The sequence below is a fragment of the Geothrix sp. 21YS21S-4 genome, assembly GCF_030845995.1.
Taxonomy (GTDB): domain Bacteria; phylum Acidobacteriota; class Holophagae; order Holophagales; family Holophagaceae; genus Geothrix.
In genome coordinates this window covers 400757-419344 of record NZ_CP132719.1, presented here as the reverse complement: position 1 = coordinate 419344, position 18588 = coordinate 400757, and the positions used below count along the sequence as shown (strand labels likewise).

The 18588-nt window shown below is 67.4% G+C and carries 19 protein-coding genes; 7 read left to right on the top strand and 12 right to left on the bottom strand.

The genetic code is table 11. The features are described 5' to 3' along the window. Positions 1-311: 311 nt before the first annotated feature. From aat to RAH39_RS02015, 5 genes are all read right to left on the bottom strand, one after another. Positions 312-983, bottom strand: coding sequence for a leucyl/phenylalanyl-tRNA--protein transferase (aat, locus tag RAH39_RS02035; RefSeq protein ID WP_306591139.1), 672 nt, complete (start codon positions 981-983; stop codon positions 312-314). Continuing rightward, the gene (locus RAH39_RS02030; protein WP_306591138.1) at positions 965-3214 is read right to left on the bottom strand and encodes an AAA family ATPase; all 2250 of its coding nucleotides are present in this window, start codon (positions 3212-3214) and stop codon (positions 965-967) included. Before RAH39_RS02030 ends, aat begins: the two co-directional genes overlap by 19 nt. Continuing rightward, positions 3207-3524, bottom strand: a complete 318-nt coding sequence (locus RAH39_RS02025; RefSeq protein WP_306591137.1) for an ATP-dependent Clp protease adaptor ClpS — start codon at positions 3522-3524, stop codon at positions 3207-3209. Before RAH39_RS02025 ends, RAH39_RS02030 begins: the two co-directional genes overlap by 8 nt. Positions 3525-3548: 24 nt before the next feature. Continuing rightward, complete coding sequence (locus RAH39_RS02020) at positions 3549-3881, bottom strand: PqqD family peptide modification chaperone (protein WP_306591136.1); 333 nt, start codon at positions 3879-3881, stop codon at positions 3549-3551. A gap of 76 nt (positions 3882-3957) precedes the next feature. After that, positions 3958-4797 (bottom strand): YihY/virulence factor BrkB family protein, encoded by an 840-nt coding sequence (locus tag RAH39_RS02015; protein WP_306591135.1) that lies wholly within the window; start codon positions 4795-4797, stop codon positions 3958-3960. A 591-nt stretch (positions 4798-5388) separates the two neighbouring features. On the opposite strand from RAH39_RS02015, the gene RAH39_RS02010 reads away from it, so the two are divergent. From RAH39_RS02010 to RAH39_RS01980, 7 genes are all read left to right on the top strand, one after another. Continuing rightward, a complete protein-coding gene (locus RAH39_RS02010; RefSeq protein ID WP_306591134.1) occupies positions 5389-5538 on the top strand; it encodes a lmo0937 family membrane protein in 150 nt (49 codons plus the stop codon). A 48-nt stretch (positions 5539-5586) separates the two neighbouring features. Further along, positions 5587-6066, top strand: coding sequence for a DNA starvation/stationary phase protection protein Dps (dps, locus tag RAH39_RS02005; protein WP_306591133.1), 480 nt, complete (start codon positions 5587-5589; stop codon positions 6064-6066). 25 nt (positions 6067-6091) lie between these two features. Next, complete coding sequence (locus RAH39_RS02000; protein WP_306591132.1) at positions 6092-6472, top strand: DUF948 domain-containing protein; 381 nt, start codon at positions 6092-6094, stop codon at positions 6470-6472. A gap of 73 nt (positions 6473-6545) precedes the next feature. Beyond that, positions 6546-8087 carry an FAD-dependent oxidoreductase gene (locus tag RAH39_RS01995; RefSeq protein ID WP_306591131.1) on the top strand — a complete coding sequence of 514 codons (1542 nt, stop codon included), beginning with the start codon at positions 6546-6548 and terminating at the stop codon, positions 8085-8087. A 65-nt stretch (positions 8088-8152) separates the two neighbouring features. After that, positions 8153-9289, top strand: coding sequence for an AI-2E family transporter (locus RAH39_RS01990; RefSeq protein ID WP_306591130.1), 1137 nt, complete (start codon positions 8153-8155; stop codon positions 9287-9289). After that, positions 9286-10584 (top strand): NRAMP family divalent metal transporter, encoded by a 1299-nt coding sequence (locus RAH39_RS01985; protein ID WP_306591129.1) that lies wholly within the window; start codon positions 9286-9288, stop codon positions 10582-10584. Before RAH39_RS01990 ends, RAH39_RS01985 begins: the two co-directional genes overlap by 4 nt. Before the next feature lie 51 nt (positions 10585-10635). Further along, complete coding sequence (locus tag RAH39_RS01980; RefSeq protein WP_306591128.1) at positions 10636-12357, top strand: AsmA family protein; 1722 nt, start codon at positions 10636-10638, stop codon at positions 12355-12357. Between the two features lie 140 nt (positions 12358-12497). Here the strand turns inward: RAH39_RS01980 and RAH39_RS01975 are convergent, their stop codons facing one another. The 7 genes from RAH39_RS01975 to RAH39_RS01950 all read right to left on the bottom strand — a co-directional run bounded on the left by RAH39_RS01975 (position 12498) and on the right by RAH39_RS01950 (position 18512). Next, the gene (locus tag RAH39_RS01975) at positions 12498-13244 is read right to left on the bottom strand and encodes an SAM-dependent methyltransferase (RefSeq protein ID WP_306591127.1); all 747 of its coding nucleotides are present in this window, start codon (positions 13242-13244) and stop codon (positions 12498-12500) included. 91 nt (positions 13245-13335) lie between these two features. Next, positions 13336-13869 carry an outer membrane beta-barrel protein gene (locus RAH39_RS01970; protein WP_306591126.1) on the bottom strand — a complete coding sequence of 178 codons (534 nt, stop codon included), beginning with the start codon at positions 13867-13869 and terminating at the stop codon, positions 13336-13338. A 73-nt stretch (positions 13870-13942) separates the two neighbouring features. Continuing rightward, positions 13943-14269, bottom strand: coding sequence for a YtxH domain-containing protein (locus RAH39_RS01965; protein ID WP_306591125.1), 327 nt, complete (start codon positions 14267-14269; stop codon positions 13943-13945). Between the two features lie 96 nt (positions 14270-14365). Beyond that, positions 14366-15064, bottom strand: a complete 699-nt coding sequence (locus RAH39_RS01960) for a BON domain-containing protein (RefSeq protein ID WP_373467336.1) — start codon at positions 15062-15064, stop codon at positions 14366-14368. Next, positions 14988-15434 carry a BON domain-containing protein gene (locus RAH39_RS14040; RefSeq protein ID WP_373467347.1) on the bottom strand — a complete coding sequence of 149 codons (447 nt, stop codon included), beginning with the start codon at positions 15432-15434 and terminating at the stop codon, positions 14988-14990. The genes RAH39_RS01960 and RAH39_RS14040 overlap by 77 nt, the downstream gene beginning before the upstream one ends. Before the next feature lie 302 nt (positions 15435-15736). Next, the gene (locus RAH39_RS01955) at positions 15737-16021 is read right to left on the bottom strand and encodes a hypothetical protein (protein ID WP_306591123.1); all 285 of its coding nucleotides are present in this window, start codon (positions 16019-16021) and stop codon (positions 15737-15739) included. A gap of 376 nt (positions 16022-16397) precedes the next feature. Next, positions 16398-18512 carry an OPT family oligopeptide transporter gene (locus tag RAH39_RS01950; RefSeq protein ID WP_306591122.1) on the bottom strand — a complete coding sequence of 705 codons (2115 nt, stop codon included), beginning with the start codon at positions 18510-18512 and terminating at the stop codon, positions 16398-16400. Positions 18513-18588 lie beyond the last annotated feature (76 nt).

Below are 18588 nucleotides of genomic sequence, written 5' to 3'. Positions count from 1 at the left end.
TCCTTTTGCAGGGTGAGCTGCATGGATGGCCGAGGCCACCGCCAGCCAGGAATGTGGCTGGGCTTCGTTACGTGAGGGCTGTCCAGCCGAATCCGGCAGGCCTTGCGCGTGAGGCGGCAAGGTGGGCAGCGAGTGAATCCAATGTAATCCCCCCCTCGGACCGCGCCAGCTTTGCCGCCATTTTCTTATATTTTTTTTATAAAATTAAATATTTCAATATTTAAAAAAACAAAGCATCAATCCATATCGATCCAAAATTCACGCGGAACCTTTCCTGATTCCCGCGCATTCCAATTCTTCCTTTTCACGCGTTACCACGCGCCGGAGTGATCCTCGGTCTTCAGGGCCCTCTCCAATTCCGCCAGGAAGACCTTCCGCGGCGTGGGCTGGAACCCGTAGGCGAGAAGCCCCTCGTGGGGAAGCTGGCCATCCAGGAGGGTGAAGCCCCATTCCGCCAAGCGCCGGTCGAGGGCGGCCAGGGCCGCCCGGCTGGCCTCCGGCTCCAGGCTGAACATGCTCTCGCCGAAGAAGGCGCCCCCCAGCGCCACGCCGTACAGCCCGCCGCAAAGGCTCCCGTCGCGCCACGCCTCCACGCTGTGGGCGTGGCCCGCGCGGTGGAGATCGCCGTAGGCCTCCCGCATCTCGGGCGTGATCCAGGTGCCGTCCTGGCCGGGACGGGGCACGCCGGAACACTGCGCCACCACCGCGTCGAAGGCGGTGTCGAACCGGATCTCGAAGGGACGCTGGCGGAGCGCGCGGCGGGTGCGGGCGGAAAGATGGAGGTGGCCCGGCCGCAGGACCGCGCGTTCGGGCGGGGACCACCACAGCAGCGGATCGTCCTCCCCGAACCACGGGAAGATCCCGCTGCGGTAGGCCAGCAGGAGCCGCGCCACGCCGAGGTCTCCGCCCACGGCGAGGAGGCCGTCCTCGGCCAGGTTGGGGTCGGGAAAGGTCAGCCGGTCGGTCAGCTGAAAGATAGGCACAGACGGCCGTCCTTGAGGTCCGCCGTGGCCTTTCCGCCCTTCGCCAGAGGCCCGAACAGCAGCGCCTCCGCGAGGGGGCGGCGCAGTTCGCGCTCGATGAGGCGGGCCATGGGCCGCGCCCCGAAGGCGGGGTCGTGGCCGCGCTCCGCCAGCCAGGCCCGGGCTTCGGGCGTGCACTCGAGGAGGACCTTCTTCTCCGTCAGCTGCGCCTGGAGTTCGGCCAGGTGCTTGTCCGCCACGCGGCCCATCTCCGCCCACCCCAGCGGGGCGAACTGGAGGATGGCGTCCAGGCGATTCCGGAACTCCGGGCTGAACGCCCGCTCCATAGCCCCGGTGGAGGACGTGCGGGCTCCCGATTCGGCGAAGCCCACCTGGCGGGCGGACAGATCCCGCGCGCCCACGTTGGTGGTCATCACCAGGACCGTGTGGCGGAAGTCGGCGGTGCGGCCGTGGCTGTCCGTGAGAGAGGCGTGGTCCATCACCTGGAGCAGGATCCCGAAGATGTCGGGATGGGCCTTCTCCAGTTCGTCCAGCAGCAGGACCGCGTGGGGGGATTTCCGAACGGCGTCCGTCAGCAGCCCGCCCTCCTCGTAGCCTACGTACCCCGGCGGCGCCCCGATCAGGCGCGCCACGGCGTGCTTCTCCTGGTACTCGCTCATGTCGAAGCGGAGGAACGCGATCCCCAGCGCCTTGGCGAGCTGCTTGGACAGCTCCGTCTTGCCCACGCCGGTGGGACCGGCGAACAGGAAGGAGCCCATGGGCTTCTGGGGATCCCGGAGACCCGACCGGGCCAGCTTGATGGCGCCCGCGATGGTTTCGCAGGCGAGGTTCTGGCCGAAGATCTGCGCCTTGAGCGCGGTCTCCAGCCCGGCCAGGGTCTCGCGGTCGTCGGCGGTGACGGAGGCCACGGGCACCCGCGCCATCCGGGCGATCACCGTCTCGATCTCGCCGACGCCCACCTGCTTGGCCCGGGCCTTCTTGGGCAGCAGCTTCTGCGAAGCGCCCGCTTCATCCAGGACATCCAGGGCGCTGTCCGGCAGCTTACGCTCCGGCAGGTGCTTGGAGGCCAGGCGCACCGCCGCCTCCAGGCCCTCGTCCGTGTACTTCACGCCGTGGTGGGACTCGTAGGACACCTTCAGGCCGTGCAGGATCGTCAGGGCCTCCTCCGGCGTGGGCTCGGTGACCTCCACCACCTGGAAGCGCCGCGACAGGGCTCGGTCGCGGTCCAGCGAGCCCTTCATGTCCTGGAACGTGCTGGCGCCGATGCACCGCAGTTCGCCCGACGCGAGCGCGGGCTTCAGGAGGTTGGCCGCGTCCATGGCGCCGCCCGACGTCGCGCCGGCGCCCATGAGCGTGTGCATCTCGTCCACGAACAGGATGGCGCCCGGCTCCTTCTCCAGAGCCTTGAGCACGGCCTTGAGCCGCTCCTCGAAATCGCCCCGGTAGCGGCTGCCCGCCACGAGCGCGCCCAGGTCGAGGGCGTAGATCCGGGCGTTCTCCAGCGGCGCCGGCACGTTCCGCTCGTGGATCCGCCGGGCCAGGCCCTCCACCAGGGCGGTCTTCCCGACGCCGGGCTCGCCCACCAGCAGAGGGTTGTTCTTCCGGCGGCGGCACAGCACCTGGGCCATGCGGGTGATCTCGCCGTCGCGGCCCATCAGCGGATCCAGCCTGCCCGCGGCGGCCCGGGCCACCAGGTCCGTGGCGTAGGCCTCCAGGGGATTCTCGGCGACGGCGACCTCTTCCTCCTCCACGTGGAGGTCGGCCTTCTTCGCGGGCTTCGACTTGGAAGCCGACGGCCCGTGGCTCAGGACCTTGAGCAGCGTCAGGCGCTTCAGCCCGTGCTGCTCCAGCAGGTGCCGGGCGTGGCTGTCGTCTTCCTCCAGGAAGGCCGGCAGCAGCTCGCCGCCCTCCACCTGGCCCCGCTCCGAGCTGAAGGCCTGGACCAGGGAGCGCTCCACGACCCGCACGAAGCCCAGGGTGCTGTGGGGCTGGACGGGATCGCCTTCCGGAACGGGCTGGAACACGGTCTGGAGGGTGGCCTCCAGGTCCTGACGGAGGGCGTCCACCCGCACGCCGCACTCCTTCAGGCTGCGGGCCGCGTGGGGATCGTCCAGCAGGGCGAGCAGGAGGTGCTCCAGGGCGACGTCCGCGTGGCGCCGGGCCTTGGCGAGGTCGAAGGCCCGCTGGAAGCCCAGGTTCAGGGCGGGACTGAGTTGCGGCGAATCAGGCATGGTCGGCCTCCACCGTCAGAAGCAGGGGAAAGCTTTCGCGTTCGGCCAATTGGCGGGCGCGCTCGGCGCGGGTCTCGGCCACGTCCTTGGTGTAGAGGCCCGCGACGCCCATCCCCGCGCGGTGGACCGCCAGCATGATGACCGTGGCCTCGGGTTCGGTCTTCCCGAAGACCGTCCGCAGGAGCCACACGACGAATTCCTGGGTGGTGTAGTCGTCGTTGTGGAGGATCACCTTCCACAGCCCCGGCGTCTCCACCTTCGCCCGCTGGCGGGTGAGGACCCGGCTCCCTTCCTTGGGCTGCTTGGGCATGGGCGACGTCCTCCGCGAGAGAGTCTAGGCGAAACGCACGAAGCCGCCCTTGGCCAGTTCCCGCAGGAACAGGGCCGTCCGGCGGGGGGTCTCGGGATCCTCGGGGAAGGCGGCGGAGACGGCTTCGGCCACCTCCGCCACGCTCCGGCTCCCGTCGCAGGCGCGCCACACCGCGGCGCCGCGCGCGTCCAGCTTCACCCGGTAGTTGGGCTTCCCCATCAGCCGCACCAGCCACGCCCACCGCGGCGACAGGATCTTGGGCCGGATCAGGACCACGCCTTCCCCTTCGCCGGGCTCGGAGGCCAGGGCCCGCACGGGGACCTGCACCAGGTAGGACGCATCGGGAAAGGGCTGCATGGACCACTCCGGGATCGGACGAAAGGGCGGGAGAAAACCGGTAGAGGGCAATGATAGGGGTTGTTTCCCGCCGGGCCTACTTCACTTGGGGGACGGGGCCCGGAAGCAGGCGGCGGCGGGCCCAGCTCTTGGTGAACTCGGCGCCGAACAGGAAGATCATCGCCGAGTAGTAGACCCACACCAGCAGCGCCACGAGCCCGCCGGCCGCGCCGAAGGCGCTGGCGACGGCGCTGGTGCCGATGTAGAGCCCGATCAGGGCCTTTCCGGCGGCGAACAGGAGGGACGTGACCATCGCCCCCGCCCATACGTCCGGCCACGGGGTGCGGGCGTCGGGCACGAAGCGGTAGATCAGGGCGAACAGCAGGGTAGCCAGGAACGTGAAACTCAGGAAATTCAGCACCTCGAGCAGGTAGGGGATGCGTCCCCACACGTGGGAGCCGAGCCCCGTCAGGGCCGCGCTGAGCACCAGGCTGATGACCAGCAGGAACCCGAACGCCAGGATCAGCCCCACCGCCATGATCCGGACCGTGATGAGGCTCCACAGGCCGCTCCGGGGGGACTTGGGCGTCTTCCAGATGAGATCCAGATCCGCCTTCAGCTCCGTGAAGACCGACGTGGCCCCGATCAGCAGGATGCCGACGCCGATCACCATGGACGACACCCCCCGGCCCGGCCGGTGGACGTGGTCGAGCAGGTCCTGGATGACCATGGCCCCGTTGTCCCCGATCAGCCCGCGGAGCTGGCCGAAGATCTCGCCCCGGGCGGCCTCCTGGCCGAAGACGAGGCCCGCCACCGACAGGGCGATCAGCAGCAGCGGCGCCATGGAGAACAGGGTGTAGTACGCCAGCGACGCGCCCATGCTGGCGGCGCGGTCCTCGATCCAGGCGAGCACGGTCTCTTTCATCAGAAGCCACATGACGGCTCCATGGATGGTGTCCGGGGCGGAATTGCGCAAGGATGCGGGATGGATTTTCGCCATCCTTTCGCCTGATCGCGCATTTATTTCTCTTTAAGCATTGAAAATTCCCAAATCTGCGGGAGCGGCGCCAAAGGTTCCCCTCATCCTATCACGTTTTTTCATGGCTTCAGTTTTTTTGAATATTTAAATTGAAAACACTAATCTTATGAAAAATAGAACTAAGAAAATTCAGGCAGGAACTGGCGCGGAGAGCCCGGTGGCCTACATTCCCCCTTGTCGTTCCCCTTGGCGTCAAGGCGCGAAGGTTTTTGATTGAGATCGGTGCCAAACAACAGTTCATTCTTAATATACTTACGAAGCAATCTCTCATAGTTCTTTTTAACTACGCTTCCGGCAGAGGGGCCGAAAGAGCCCCGGCACCGTTGGCATTGCCGGAACATGCGTGCTTCCTGGCGCCTTTTCGGGCAGCGCGTGCTTCATGCCCAGCCGCCCTTTCCGGCTTTCCCGGATGATTTTGAAAGCTCCATGGAACGATAGCGATCCTTTTCGTGCAGTTGAAAACCCCTTTTTAACCACCAAGGAGGATTCATGCTCTGGACCATCGCAGTCGTGCTTCTCGTCCTCTGGGCCCTCGGCCTCGTGAGCGCCTACACCATCGGCGGCTTCATCCACCTGCTCCTGGTGATCGCCATCATCCTCATCCTCATCCGCATCATCCAGGGACGGCGCCCCATCTGACGCGCCCCGGCGGACCTCCCTTCCGACCCCCCTTCCCAAGGAGCTTCCATGGCCGTTCAAGCCGTCCTTTTCGACGCGAAGACCACCACCACGCTGGTAAACCTGCTGAACCAGGCCCTGGCCGACACCATCGACCTGGCCTACCAGACCAAGCAGGCCCACTGGAACGTGAAGGGCTCGAACTTCTACGCCCTGCACCTGCTGTTCGACTCCCTCTACACGCAGCTCTCCACCTTCGTGGACGAGCTGGCGGAGCGCACCGTCACCATGGGCGGGCAGGCGCTGGGAACCGTCCGCGTGGCAGGGCAGAAATCCCGGCTGGAGGAATACCCCCTCGACGCCAAGGACAGCACCACCCACGTCAAGGCGCTGGTGGCGCGCTTCCAGGGCTACACCAAGAACGTGCGCGAGGCCATCCACAAGGCGGAGGAACTGGAGGACCAGGACACCGCCGACCTGTTCACCAGCGTCAGCCGCGCCATGGACAAGGCCCTGTGGATGCTCCGCGCCCACCTGGAAGTCGCCTGAGCTTCCCCGCTCCCGGGAGATTCCCATGTCCTCGACCCTCCAGATCGTCCTCATTCTGGCCATCGTCCTCCTCGTGGGCGCGGCGGTCCCCCTGCTCCTGCAAGTGCGCCGCACGGCGCAGACCTTCGAAAGATTTCTCCAGGGCGCCCAACGGGACCTCGCCCAGATCGCCGGCGACGTCCACGCGTCGCGGGTGCGGCTGGACGGCCTGAGCGATTCCCTGCGGGAATCCATCGACGAGGTGTCCGGCTTCGCCCGCGTCCTGGGCGAGGCCGGGCGCACGGTGAAGGACGTCAACGGGCGGGTGAAGCAGGGCATCGACCTGGCCTCTTCGCTGGTCGAAAGCATGCGGGGCGGCTTCCGGAACCTGCTGCCGACCCTCTTCAAGTCCCGCCCCGCCCAATAGGGCTTTCCGGCCGGGCGCCAGCGGTCCTCCTCCGGGGGGCCCGCCGGCGGCTGGCCGCCTTCGGGAGGAACCCATGCCTGAAGCCTTTCCTGAAAGCCGCTCCCTCTGGATGACGGAGGCCATTCCCCTTCCCCCCGCTTTGGACCGGAGCGTAGAGGCCGACGTCTGCGTGGTGGGGGCCGGCATCGCCGGGCTCACCACCGCCTACCTCCTCGCCCGGGCCGGCAAGTCCGTGGTGGTGCTCGACAAGGGGCCCATCGGCGGCGGGCAGACGGAGCGCACCACCGCGCATCTGGCGAACGCCATCGACGACCGCTACGTGCAGATCGAGCGGCTCCACGGGCGGGAGGGCGCGCGGCTGGCGGCGGAGAGCCACACCGAAGCCATCGCGTGGATCGAGCACATCGCGGAGCAGGAGAAGATCGCCTGCGACTTCCTGCGCGTGGACGGCCACCTGTTCTTGTCGCCCGGGGATCCCCTGGATCTCCTGATGAACGAGCTGGAGGCCGCGCGGCGGGCGGGCCTCTCCCAGGTGGAACTCCTGGAACGGGCGCCCCTGGCGGGCTTCGACACCGGCCCTTGCCTCCGCTTTCCCGCCCAGGCCCAGTTCCATCCCCTGAAGTACCTGGCGGGCCTGGCCCGGGGCTTCACGCGGCTGGGTGGGCGGATCTTCTCCGAAGCTCCCGTGGAAAAGGTCGCGGGCGGGAAGGTCGCCGCCGTGACCACCCGGGGCGGCCAGACCGTCACCGCCGCGGCGGTGGTGGTGGCCACCAACTCGCCCATCAACGACATGTTCGCGATGCACACCAAGCAGTACGCCTACCGGACCTACGCCATCAGCGCGCCCATCCCGCGGGGTTCCGTCCCCCTCGGCCTCTACTGGGACACCCAGGAGGCCTACCACTACGTGCGGGTGCAGCCCGGCGGCGACGACGCGACGGACTTCCTGATCGTCGGCGGCGAGGACCACCACACCGGCCACGACGACGAGGGGACCGCCCGCTACGGAAAGCTGGAAGCCTGGGCCCGGGAGCGCTTCCCGACGATGGGGAAGGTGGCGTTCCGCTGGTCCGGCCAGGTGCTGGAGACCATCGACGGCCTGGCCTTCATCGGGCGGAATCCCATGGACGCCGACAACGTGTTCATCATCACCGGGGACTCGGGCATGGGCATGACCCACGGCACGCTGGGCGGGATCCTCGTCAGCGACCTGATCCTGGGGCGGAAGGAGACCGAAGGCTGGGCCAAGCTGTACGAGCCCTCCCGCAAGACCCTCCGCGCCCTCGGGACGTTCGCCAAGGAGGCCTCGCAGATGGCCTGGCAGTACACCGACTGGCTCACGCCGGGAGAAGTGGCGTCCGCCGACGAGATCCCCACCGGCTCGGGCGCCATTCTCCGGCGCGGGCTGGCCAAGGTCGCCGCCTACCGGGACGAGAAGGGCCTCGTCCACGAGGTGTCGGCGACCTGTCCCCACCTCGGCGGCGTCGTGTGCTGGAACGCGGCGGAACGCACCTGGGACTGCCCCTGCCACGGCTCCCGCTTCGATCGGCTGGGCAAGGTGATCGCGGGGCCCGCCATCACGGATCTCGCGCCGGCCGAAGAAGCGGGGGACTAGCCATGGAGCCCCCGCGCTCGGCGCCCGGACGGACTCGCGCGGGGGTTGTGCGCTTGGAGTGTTCGATGCGGACGCTCGTCAGCGCGGGGCTGATCGCGGCGGGCGTGTGGGTCCTGGGCCGGATGCTGCCGGTGATCCTGGTGCTCCTGGCGGCGCTGATGCTCGTGGGCACGCTGGGCCCGATCATGCGGTGGCTGGGCAACCGCGGGCTGTCGCGCAACGCCAGCATCGCCGTGGTGTTCTCCGCGCTGCTGCTGGGAATCCTCCTGTTCGGCCTGCTCACCGCGCCGGCCCTGGTCACCCAGGCCGGGGCGTTCTTCGACCATGAGCCGGTCCTGCGCGGGCGGCTGGCGGAACGGCTGAGCCGCTCCCGCCTGACCCTGCCCCTCGCGGAGGTCCTCCAGACGGTGCGCTACGGGGATCTGGTGAAGGCGGGCGCGGCCCATGCCGTGGACCTCTCCACCCGCATCGTCGTCGCCGGCGCCTACGTGGTCAGCGCCTTCTTCCTGGCCCTGTACATCATGGTGGACCAGGACCGGCTGCGGGGCGGGCTCTACGCGCTGGTGCCGCGGAACCACCACATCCGCTTCTCCCGAATCCTGCTCAACCTCGAAGCCATCGTGGGCGGCTACATCCGCGGGCAGCTGGTGACGTCCGCCCTGATGGCGGTCTTCGTCTTCCTGCTGCTGGTGGGGTGCGGCGCCTCCAGCGCCACGTCCATCGCCGTGGCGATCTTCGCCGCCGTGGCCGACGTGCTGCCGTACATCGGCCCCTTCTTCGCCGTGGGCGCGGTCCTCCTGGCGGTGGCCTCCAAAGGCCCGGTGGTCCTGCTTATCGCCCTCGTCCTCATGCTGGTCTACGAGGAGATGGAAAGTCGGCTGCTCCTCCCCCGCATCTATAGTCGGACCCTGCGCCTGCCCTCCTCGGTGGTGTTCTTCTCCCTCTTGGCCGGCGGCACCCTGCTGGGGATCGTGGGCGCCTTCCTGGCCCTCCCAGTGGCCGCCGCCATCCGGATGCTGACCCGCGAACTGCGGATGGAGATGCCCGGCGAGACGGAGACCCCGCGCGATGTCCAGGCGCGGGAACGGGAAGCCCGCTGCACAGAGGAATACGCGCGGAAGACGGCGGGCATGCGCGCCGCGGAGGCCGCGCCCATCGCGCTGGCCCTCGCCGGGAGCTATCGCAGCGAGGAGAGCGCATGAACCCACCCCCCGTTTCCCGGCCCTCCGAAGCCGAGCGCAAGAAGGGCGACGGCCCCTGGAGCTGGATCGGCCCCGGCCTGGTGACGGGCGCGGCCGACGACGATCCCAGCGGCATCGCCACCTATTCCCAGGTGGGCAGCCGGTTCGGCCTGGGGATGCTGTGGACCCTGGTCTTCTCCTATCCGCTGATGGCCGGCGTGCAGGAAATCAGCGCCCGCCTGGGCCTGGTGACGGGCCGGGGGCTCGCCGCCAACATCCGCGACAAGTTCCCCTCGCCGATCCTCATCACGGCGATCCTCCTCCTGATGGTGGCCAACACCCTCAACATCGCGGCCAACATCGGCGCCATGGCGGCGGCCCTCCAGATGGTCGCGGGAGGCCCTCAGCTCGTCTACGTGGGCGGGTTCGGCCTCGTGTGCCTGCTGCTGCAGCTCTTCATTCCGTACCACAGCTACGTCGCCATCCTCAAATGGCTGTGCGTCAGCCTGTTCGCCTACGTGGCGGTGCTGTTCGCGGTGAAGGTGCCCTGGCTGCGGGTGCTCCGGTACTCCTTCCTCCCCTGGATGCGGTGGTCGAAGGACGCCGTCACGGCGGTGGTGGCGGTCCTGGGCACCACCATCAGCCCCTACCTCTTCTTCTGGCAGGCGTCCGAAGAAGTGGAGGAACAGGAGCTGGATCCCAACGCCCAGCCGCTGAAGGAAGCCCCCGAGCAGGGCGAGATTCAGCTCCGGCGGATGCGGCCGCAGACCTGGGCCGGGATGGCCTTTTCCACTCTCGTCGCCTTCGCCATCCTGCTCACCGGCGCGGTGGTCCTGAACGCCCACGGCGTGCGCGACATCGAGACGACGCGCCAGGCGGCGGAAGCCCTGCGCCCCGTGGCCGGCCGCTTCGCTTTCCTGCTGTTCGGGCTGGGGGTGATCGGCTCCGGGCTCCTGTCGGTGCCCGTCCTGGCGGGATCCTGCGCCTACGCGATGGCCGAGGCCCGCCGCTGGCCCATGGGCCTGGAGAAGAAGGCCGGGCGGGCCCGGCGCTTCTACGGGGTGATCGCGATCACCACCCTGGGAGGCACGCTGCTGAACTTCACTGGGATGGACCCCATGAAGGGCCTGTTCCTCAGCGCCGTGGTCAACGGCGTGGCCGCCGCGCCGATCCTGGGGATGCTGATGCTGCTCACCGCCCGCGCGGACGTGATGGGCGAGTTCACCCTGCCTCCCTGGCTGAAGGTGCTGGGGTGGTCCGCGACAGCTGTGATGGCGGCGGTGAGCCTCGGCCTGTTCGCATTCATGCGCCCCTGACCCGCCCCTCAACTGCGCCGGTCCGTGCCGGCCCCTTCCCCGGAGTCCCCCGTGACGCGTTCCCCCAGCCCCCACGAAACGGCCCCCCGCACCGGCGTGAAGGGCTTCTTCCGCAGGCGGTGGGTCCGCGTCATCGGCGGAATCGTCCTCGCCTTCGCGGTGTTCACCGTGGCCCTCCTGTTCGTCGACGAGCCCCTCCGCCGGCAGATGGAGCGCCGGATGAACGACAAGCTGCAGGGCTACCAGGTGGAGATCCCCCGCCTGCACCTGTCGCTCCTGGGCGGCTCCATCACCCTCCGGGACCTGAAGGTCCGCCAGGTCGCCAATCCCGAGCCCCCGATCCTGCTGCTCCCCTACCTCAAGGCCAGCGTGCAGTGGCGGGAGCTGCTCAGCGGCCGGCTGGTGGCGGATTTCCGCCTGGAGCGGCCCCAGGTCCACATCAACCTGATCCAGCTCCAGCAGGAGCAGGCCAACCCCACGCCGGTGAAGGACCAGGGCTGGCAGGACGCGGTGGAGCAGATCTATCCCCTGAAGATCAACCTCGTGCGGATCCACGACGCGCACGTGGTCTACATCGACAAGGATCCGAAGAACCCCCTGACCCTCTCCCACCTGGAGCTGGTGGCCAACAACATCCGGAACATCCACTCGGCGGACCGCGACTACCCCTCGCCCTTCCACGCCTCCGGCGTCGTGTTCGACACGGGCCGGGCGTCGGTGGACGGCCACGCGGACTTCCTGGCCAAGCCCATCCCCAGCGTCCAGACGGCCTTCCGGGTGGAGAACGTGCCCATGGCCGCGGCGCGGGCCGTCATCGCCCGGGCCAACCTGGACCTCCGCGGCGGCACCTTCGGCGTCAACGGGGACCTGGAGTATTCCCCCAAGGTGAAGACCGCCCGCGTCGCCAACCTCACCGTCCGCGACCTGCACCTGGATTACATCCACACCGCGGCCACCGCCAGCGCCGAGGCGGCGCGGAAGGACCAGGTGGTCTCGGCGGCGAAGCAGGCCTCCAAGTCGGAGATCGCCCTGAGCCTGGAGGAGCTGGAGGTTTCGCGCAGCACGCTGGGATTCGTGAACCGCGCCGCCAAGCCCAACTACCGCGTCTACATGGCGGACACCCGCATCAGCCTGCACAACGTCACCAACCAGAACGGCCTCGGGCCCGCCCGCGGCCAGCTCTCGGGCCGGTTCATGGGCAGCGGCCCCGCCCGGGGAAAGGCGGTCTTCCATCCCGGGAAGGCCGGTCCCAATTTCGACCTCGACCTGCAGGTGGAAGGCACCTCCCTGGAGACGCTCAACGACATGCTGCGGGCCCACGGGGGATTCGACGTCTCCAAGGGCACGTTCTCGGTCTACAGCCAGGTCCGGGTGCAGGACCAGCAGCTCTCCGGCTACGTGAAGCCCTTCTTCAAGGACGTGAATGTCTACGACCGCCAGATGGACAAGGACAAGTCGTTCTTCCGCCGGCTGTACGAGCGGCTGGTGGGCCTCGCGGCGCGGATCCTGGAGAACCGCCGCGACGAAGTGGCCACCAAGGTCGAGCTGCGCGGCTCCCTCAACGATCCCAATTCGAACATCTGGCAGGTGATCGGCCGGCTGCTGCAGAACGCCTTCATCCGCGCGCTGCTGCCCGGCTTCGACCGGGGCGCGCCGGCCCCCGCGGGCGATCCCAAAAAGGCGGAAAAGGATCAGCCTCCGCCGAAGAAGCAGAAACCCGCGGAAAAGCCCGAAGCGCCGAAGGCCAAACCGAAGGTGGAGGCGCCGGCCTGATACCTCTTTGCATTCGAAGAATAAGGATCACCACCAAGACGCCAAGGACCCCAAGAAAGACAAAAGCAGGGTCTTTGATGCAGTTCTTGGAGCCTTGGCGATAAAAAGGGTTGGGCTTGAGCGCCCATGGGTATGAGGCTTCAGCCCTCGCGCTTGCGCCCCACCAGGCTGAACAGCGACACCACGCCGTCGTCGTCCCGCATCACGGCGCGCATGATGGGATCCACTTCCCGGCCCGGCTCGCGCCACTGGGCGTACTCGCGGAGCAGGCGGCCGCTCTCGGCCAGATAGGCGCCGTGCACCACGTCCACCAGCCCCGTCTTCTCCCAGTGCTGGCGCCACCAGGCGAGGCTGTGGACGTAGGACCAGTGCTCCTCATACTCGCTTCCCAGGCAGGGCGGCGCCAGCTCCGGCGAGGCCACCTCGTGCAGGAGCGCGACATCCACCACCCCCAGCCATCCGGCGGGCTTCAGGAAGGGCGCCAGGTAGGACAGGTAGCGTTCGTCCGTCCCGTAGTACAGCCAGGAATCGATGGCCACCACCGCATCGAAGAAGCCCTCCGGAAAGGGCAGGTCGCGGGCGTCCAGCCGCAGCGGAAACACGCGGTCGCCGACGCCGCATTCCGCCGCCCGCAGGAAGTTGTCGGTGGGCGAGACCTCCCGATCCGCGGCCCACACCTGGACCCCGAACTCCCGCGCCAGGAAGATCGAGGTCGCCGCCCGGCCGCAGCCCAGGTCCAGGACGCGGTCCCCTTCATGAAAGGGGAGATGCCGCGCCAGGAGCTCCGCCTGGCACAGGGGATTCTCCCCCAGCGCGTTCTCCCGCACCCAGTCGGGATCGTAGGTCGCCGTGCGGGGGAAGGCCACGGCGAAGGGGGGTTCGGTCATGGCAGCTCCCTATATAAAAACCAGGGTCGGAAGATCCGGCCCTGGTGAATCCGAAACATAGGCTGTGGGCGCCTGGCGTGGCGCGCCCCGTTCAACGCCCCCACACCATGCCGAGGCCGAGGCTGTTCACCCAATCCCGGCGGTTGCTCGCCGCCTGGGTCTGGACGTACTTGGAATCCGCGGACACGGCGAACAGCTCGCCCACCCGCCACTGGACGCCAACACCGGCGTGGTAGTTGATCCGGGCGGTCCGGCGGCCGCTGTCGGAGAATTCGGCGCTGGTCTGGGTGAGGCCCAGGCCCGCCGCCACATACGGGAAAACCTTGCTGCCGGCCGGATTGAGGTTGAACAGGGCGCTGCCGAAATACTGCGTCTGATCCCCGTCGGCGAGGGCGCCGGCCGTGGACGCGCGAAGATCGGTGCGGACCGCCCTCGCTTCCACGCCGAAGCCGTTGGTCAGCCATCCCCCATAGCTCAGGCCGTAACCCCCTTCATTGGAAGCGGGAAAATCGGAGTCGAAGCGGGTGTGGGTCCCATGGACGAAGACCCAGTGGGTGCCCTCCTGGGCGGAGAGGGAAAGGCCGGCGCAAAGGGCAAGGGCGAGGATGCTGAAGGGTCGTGTCATGTCCGCTCCGGAAAAAAGGCGGATGGGGAAAATGGGCCCGGGAACCGGAGTTCCCGGGCAACGGGCGGCGCAGCTACACGGCGCCGCTGAGTTCTTCGTCCGACCCGGACCGGCGGCCGTCTTCCCGGCCCGAGGCCATCTCGCGGGCCTTGCTGCGCACCTTGCGGCTGGCGGACTTCACTTCGTCCACGGCCTCGTCCTTCAGGTCGTCCCAGGTGTCCTCCGCCTCGTCGAGCAGGGCGCTGGCCTTCCCCCGCAGCCGGCGGCCCAGGGACCGGAGGTCATCGCACAGCTCGGAACCGCGCTTGGGGGTGGTAAGGGCGACCAGTATGGCGCCGATGGCGGCTCCGCCCAGGAAGGTGAGGACGGCGGTGCTGCGAGGGCTCATCTCGTGACTCATGGTGTGTCTCCTTGATCCGCCTCGGAGGCGGGACGTGGTTCCTGTTCAGGCGAGCTTCCGGCCGGGGATGAGCCCCATGCGGATCGACTGCGCGGATTACTGCACGCGCATCTTGTTGTCGACCCGCTTCACGCCGTGGATGTCCTCGACGATCTTGGTGACAAGATCCTTCTCCGCGGCGTTCTTGGCTTCGCCCTGGAGCGTCACGGTGCCCTTGTTGGTGGTGACCTTGGTGTTCACCGCCGACGTGGACTGATGGAACAGGAGGGCCGACTTCACCTGGGCGGTGATGGAGGCGTCGTCGATCTTCTCGCCGACGGTGCTCCCGCTCTTGAGCTTGGGCGATCCGTTCTTCCCGATGGTCATCTGGTTGGATACGCTCCGCACGCCCTTCACATCCTTGGCGTACTGGGCGGTGAGTTCGCGCTGGGCGGCGCTGTCGGCTTCTCCCCGCAGGGTCACGACGCCGTCCTGGGTTTCCACCGTGGTCCCCGTCGCGCTCACGTTCTTGTGGAAGAGCAGCGCGCTCTTCACCTTGGCCGTGATCCACGCGTCGGAGTTCTCGGAGGGCTGGTCGCCCTTCACCGTGAGCTGGTTGTTGACGTTCGACACGCCGGGGATATCGGCCGCCGTCTGTTCCGCCAGGCTGCGGTGGAAGGACTCGGAGACGGTGCCGGACAGCGTGACGACGCCGTTCTTGGCCTCGACCTTGATGTCGTCATCCTTGAGGTAGGTCTTGTAGTTGTAGGAATTCTTGATCGCGGATTCGATGGTCGAATCGTTGTTCCGCGCCATCAGAGGCGCCGTCCCCACGGCCATCAGTACCACAGGGGCAAGCAGACTTTGGTAAGTGGGCTTCATGATGCTCTCCTTGAGGTAAGTGAAGATCTCGGATCGGTGGGGTCCATTCCCGGGTCACGGACGCGCGGAGAGGCCGTGGGCTTCCCCGTGCTGGAGTCCGGGCGACTGGCCCAAAAGCCAGCGAGACGATGGATCGAATCGGACCGTCTACCCCCGCCGCAGCGTGTTCGGCGTCTGGGGTGCCGGACAGCGTGACGACGCCGTTCTTGGCCTCGACCTTGATGTCGTCATCCTTGAGGTAGGTCTTGTAGTTGTAGGAATTCTTGATCGCGGATTCGATGGTCGAATCGTTGTTCCGCGCCATCAGAGGCGCCGTCCCCACGGCCATCAGTACCACAGGGGCAAGCAGACTTTGGTAAGTGGGCTTCATGATGCTCTCCTTGAGGTAAGTGAAGATCTCGGATCGGTGGGGTCCATTCCCGGGTCACGGACGCGCGGAGAGGCCGTGGGCTTCCCCGTGCTGGAGTCCGGGCGACTGGCCCAAAAGCCAGCGAGACGATGGATCGAATCGGACCGTCTACCCCCGCCGCAGCGTGTTCGGCGTCTGGGGTCCCGGACCCCCTTCTTCAGTTCTTCAGGCTTCTCTCCGCAGCGCGGAAGGAAGGTCTAGCGCTTGTTGCCGCTGGTGCCGCCGGAATGGCTGCCGCCCTGGCTTCCGGGCTGGTTGCTCTGGGTCCCGGAATTCTTCTTGGTGGAGTCCTTCAAGGAGTCCTTGGAGGAATCGGAACCCTGCTCCTGCTTCCGCCCGCTCCCGCCGGTGTGGCTGCCGCCCATGGACCCGGAACCGCTGCCGGACCCGCTGTTGGTATTGGCCGCTTCCATCCGCCCCGTCTGAGGCTCGTCGCCCACAGGGCGCTGCTCGTTGGGATCGTGCGTTCCGTACTTGGTCATAACGACTCCTGATGGCAGCCATGGCTGCTGAAGTGGCCGAAGCCACTGCCCCGTCTGGAAATCCAGCCTGGGCTCGTTAAGCGATGCTGCTCAGCCGGTGGGGCAATCTTGGCGCTTCTGCGTCAAGGTGAGCAGCGAGTGAACCCAATGTAGCCCCCCCCTCCAGGCGCGCCACCCCTGCCGTGATTTTCTTATTCATTTTTTTGTAATTTTAATTATTTAAATATTTAAAAAATAGATCGAAAGAAGTATGGTCTTCAAAAAATGCCTTCTGAGGAACCTTTCCCCACCTCCTCGTATCCAGGTCTCCCCTCTCGGCTCGAGCCACGAAAAAGGGGCGCGGTCGCCCGCGCCCCCGAGGTGGAAATCCGATCGGCTAGAAGTTGGCGCTGGGAGGCGCGGGCTCGTCGGCTTCGCCGGCGTTGTCGAGGGGGACCTTGATGAGGTAGACGGCGATCGCGGCCAGGATCAGCAGGCTGATCCAGAACATGCCCGGCCGCGCGACGAGCTTGAAGTTCACCTCGAAGAAGGCCAGCGACGCGAAGAGCAGGCCCACCAGCGCCTCGCCGGCGATGAGGCCCGCGGCCAGGAGGACGCCATTGTTCTCCACGCGCACCTTCTGGGCCTCGTTCAGCCCGCGCTTGGCGCCGAACATCTCCACCGCGCCCTTGATCAGGCCGCCGAGGAAGATGGCGAAGGTGGTCTCCAGCGGTAGGTACATCCCCACCGACACGAGCATGGGGCTCTTCACCTGCATGAGGATGAAGGAGAAGCCCATCATCATGCCGACGATGATCAGGGGCCAGGCCATCTTGCCTTCTACGATCCCGCGGCTGAGGAGGGCCATCAGGCCGGCCTGGGGCGCGGCGAGCTGCTTGGAGCCGAACCCGGCGTCCAGGTTCAGCACGGCCTTCTTCTGGTCCGCGGGGAGCTGCTTCACCTGGTCCAGGGTGTAGGTCTTGCCGTCGGGGGCGGTGACCACCTGGACCTGCTGGGCGGTCAGCTCGGCGATCCGCTTGGTGCCCTGGGCGGTGATGTCGCCCTCGTGCAGGACCATCAGGGGAATGAACAGCACGACGGACGCCAGGGCCACGCCCAGGATGTCGCCCATCTCCATCCGCCAGGGGGTGCCGCCCAGGATGTGGCCGGCCTTCAAGTCCTGGAGCATCTCGCCCGCGACGGCGGCGCTCACGCACACGATGGCCGCCACGCCGAGCACGGCCGCCACGCCTTCCTGGCCCTTGGCGCCCAGCATCACCATCACGAGGGCCGTCACGACGAGCGCCGTGAGCGTCAGGCCCGAGATGGGGTTGTTGCTGGAGCCCATGATGCCCACCAGGTAGCCGCTGATGGCCGCGAAGAAGAACCCGAGGATGACCATCACGAGGGCCGCCACGAAGGCGGTGATGCCGCTGAGGTGGAAGATCTTCCACGTCACGAAGAAGGCCACGACCGCCGCGAAGCCGATTCCGCCCAGGACGTAGGTGAAGGGCAGGTCCTTGTTGACGCGGTCCACCACCTGGTCGCCGCTGGCGGCCTTCTTCACGTCGGAGACGGAGCGGGCGAGGCCGGCGCCGAGGCTCTTGCGCATCTTGAACAGGGTGAAGCCGGCGCCCACGAGCATCCCGCCGATGGCGATGGGGCGAACAATGAACTTCCAGACGGCGTAGGAGAGGGCGATCCAATCCCCTTCAGCCGCGCCCTCGGGCAGGACGCCGGGGGCGAGGAAGTAGGTGATGATCGGGACGAGCAGGCCCCAGGCGATGATCCCGCCCGAGAAGTTCAGGGCGCCGAGCTTGGGCCCGATGATGTAGCCCACGCCCATGTAGGCGGGGCTGATGCCGGGGGAGCTGAGCAGCATCCCGCCCATGACCTTCGCCTTCCAGTTGGCGGCGAGGGTGATGGCGGAGGTCTTGAAGGCGATGAACTTCTCCCAGGTGCTGGCGAAGAGCGAAAGCTGGACCAGGGCCTGGACGCCGGCGCCGATGCCCATGGCCCCGAACAGGAAGGTCGTGCCGCTGCCGCCCCGCGCGCCGGCCTTGTGGATCTCGGCGGCGGCCACGCTCTCGGGATAGGGCAGCTCGGCGTCCTCGACCATCACGCGGCGGAGGAGGGCCACGAACATGATCCCCAGCACACCGCCCGCGAACATGATCAGCGAGCTGGTGACGTAGTTCCCGGCCGTGAAGAACTTCGGCCAGATCCCGCTGATCACGAAGGCGGGCAGGGTGAAGATGGCGCCGGCGGCCACGGACTCGCCGATGCTGCCCACCGTGCGGGCCATGTTCTCTTCGAGGATCGTGCCCTTCATCAGCTTGATGAGGGCCATTCCGATCACCGCGGCGGGGTAGGTGGCGGCGATGGTCATGCCGGCCTTCAACCCCAGGTAGGCATTGGCGGAGCCGAGGATCACGGCCATGATCAGGCCGATGAGCACCGCCCGCAGGGAGAACTCCCGCAGGTTCTGGTCGGAGGGGACAAAGGGTTGCATCGGTGCTCCTGGGGAGGACGCTGAAGGAAAACGGAAAGGCTGATGGAGCGGATAGTCTAATACATTGCCGATATCC

Coding starts and splice junctions, on each gene's coding strand:
- RAH39_RS02030 (WP_306591138.1), bottom strand. CDS start 3,214: ATGCCTGATTCGCCGCAACTCAGTCCCGCCCTGAACCTGGGCTTCCAG.
- RAH39_RS02025 (WP_306591137.1), bottom strand. CDS start 3,524: ATGCCCAAGCAGCCCAAGGAAGGGAGCCGGGTCCTCACCCGCCAGCGG.
- RAH39_RS02020 (WP_306591136.1), bottom strand. CDS start 3,881: ATGCAGCCCTTTCCCGATGCGTCCTACCTGGTGCAGGTCCCCGTGCGG.
- RAH39_RS02015 (WP_306591135.1), bottom strand. CDS start 4,797: ATGTGGCTTCTGATGAAAGAGACCGTGCTCGCCTGGATCGAGGACCGC.
- RAH39_RS02010 (WP_306591134.1), top strand. CDS start 5,389: ATGCTCTGGACCATCGCAGTCGTGCTTCTCGTCCTCTGGGCCCTCGGC.
- dps (WP_306591133.1), top strand. CDS start 5,587: ATGGCCGTTCAAGCCGTCCTTTTCGACGCGAAGACCACCACCACGCTG.
- RAH39_RS02000 (WP_306591132.1), top strand. CDS start 6,092: ATGTCCTCGACCCTCCAGATCGTCCTCATTCTGGCCATCGTCCTCCTC.
- RAH39_RS01995 (WP_306591131.1), top strand. CDS start 6,546: ATGCCTGAAGCCTTTCCTGAAAGCCGCTCCCTCTGGATGACGGAGGCC.
- RAH39_RS01990 (WP_306591130.1), top strand. CDS start 8,153: ATGCGGACGCTCGTCAGCGCGGGGCTGATCGCGGCGGGCGTGTGGGTC.
- RAH39_RS01985 (WP_306591129.1), top strand. CDS start 9,286: ATGAACCCACCCCCCGTTTCCCGGCCCTCCGAAGCCGAGCGCAAGAAG.
- RAH39_RS01975 (WP_306591127.1), bottom strand. CDS start 13,244: ATGACCGAACCCCCCTTCGCCGTGGCCTTCCCCCGCACGGCGACCTAC.
- RAH39_RS01970 (WP_306591126.1), bottom strand. CDS start 13,869: ATGACACGACCCTTCAGCATCCTCGCCCTTGCCCTTTGCGCCGGCCTT.
- RAH39_RS01965 (WP_306591125.1), bottom strand. CDS start 14,269: ATGAGTCACGAGATGAGCCCTCGCAGCACCGCCGTCCTCACCTTCCTG.
- RAH39_RS01960 (WP_373467336.1), bottom strand. CDS start 15,064: ATGGCGCGGAACAACGATTCGACCATCGAATCCGCGATCAAGAATTCC.
- RAH39_RS14040 (WP_373467347.1), bottom strand. CDS start 15,434: ATGGCGCGGAACAACGATTCGACCATCGAATCCGCGATCAAGAATTCC.
- RAH39_RS01955 (WP_306591123.1), bottom strand. CDS start 16,021: ATGACCAAGTACGGAACGCACGATCCCAACGAGCAGCGCCCTGTGGGC.
- RAH39_RS01950 (WP_306591122.1), bottom strand. CDS start 18,512: ATGCAACCCTTTGTCCCCTCCGACCAGAACCTGCGGGAGTTCTCCCTG.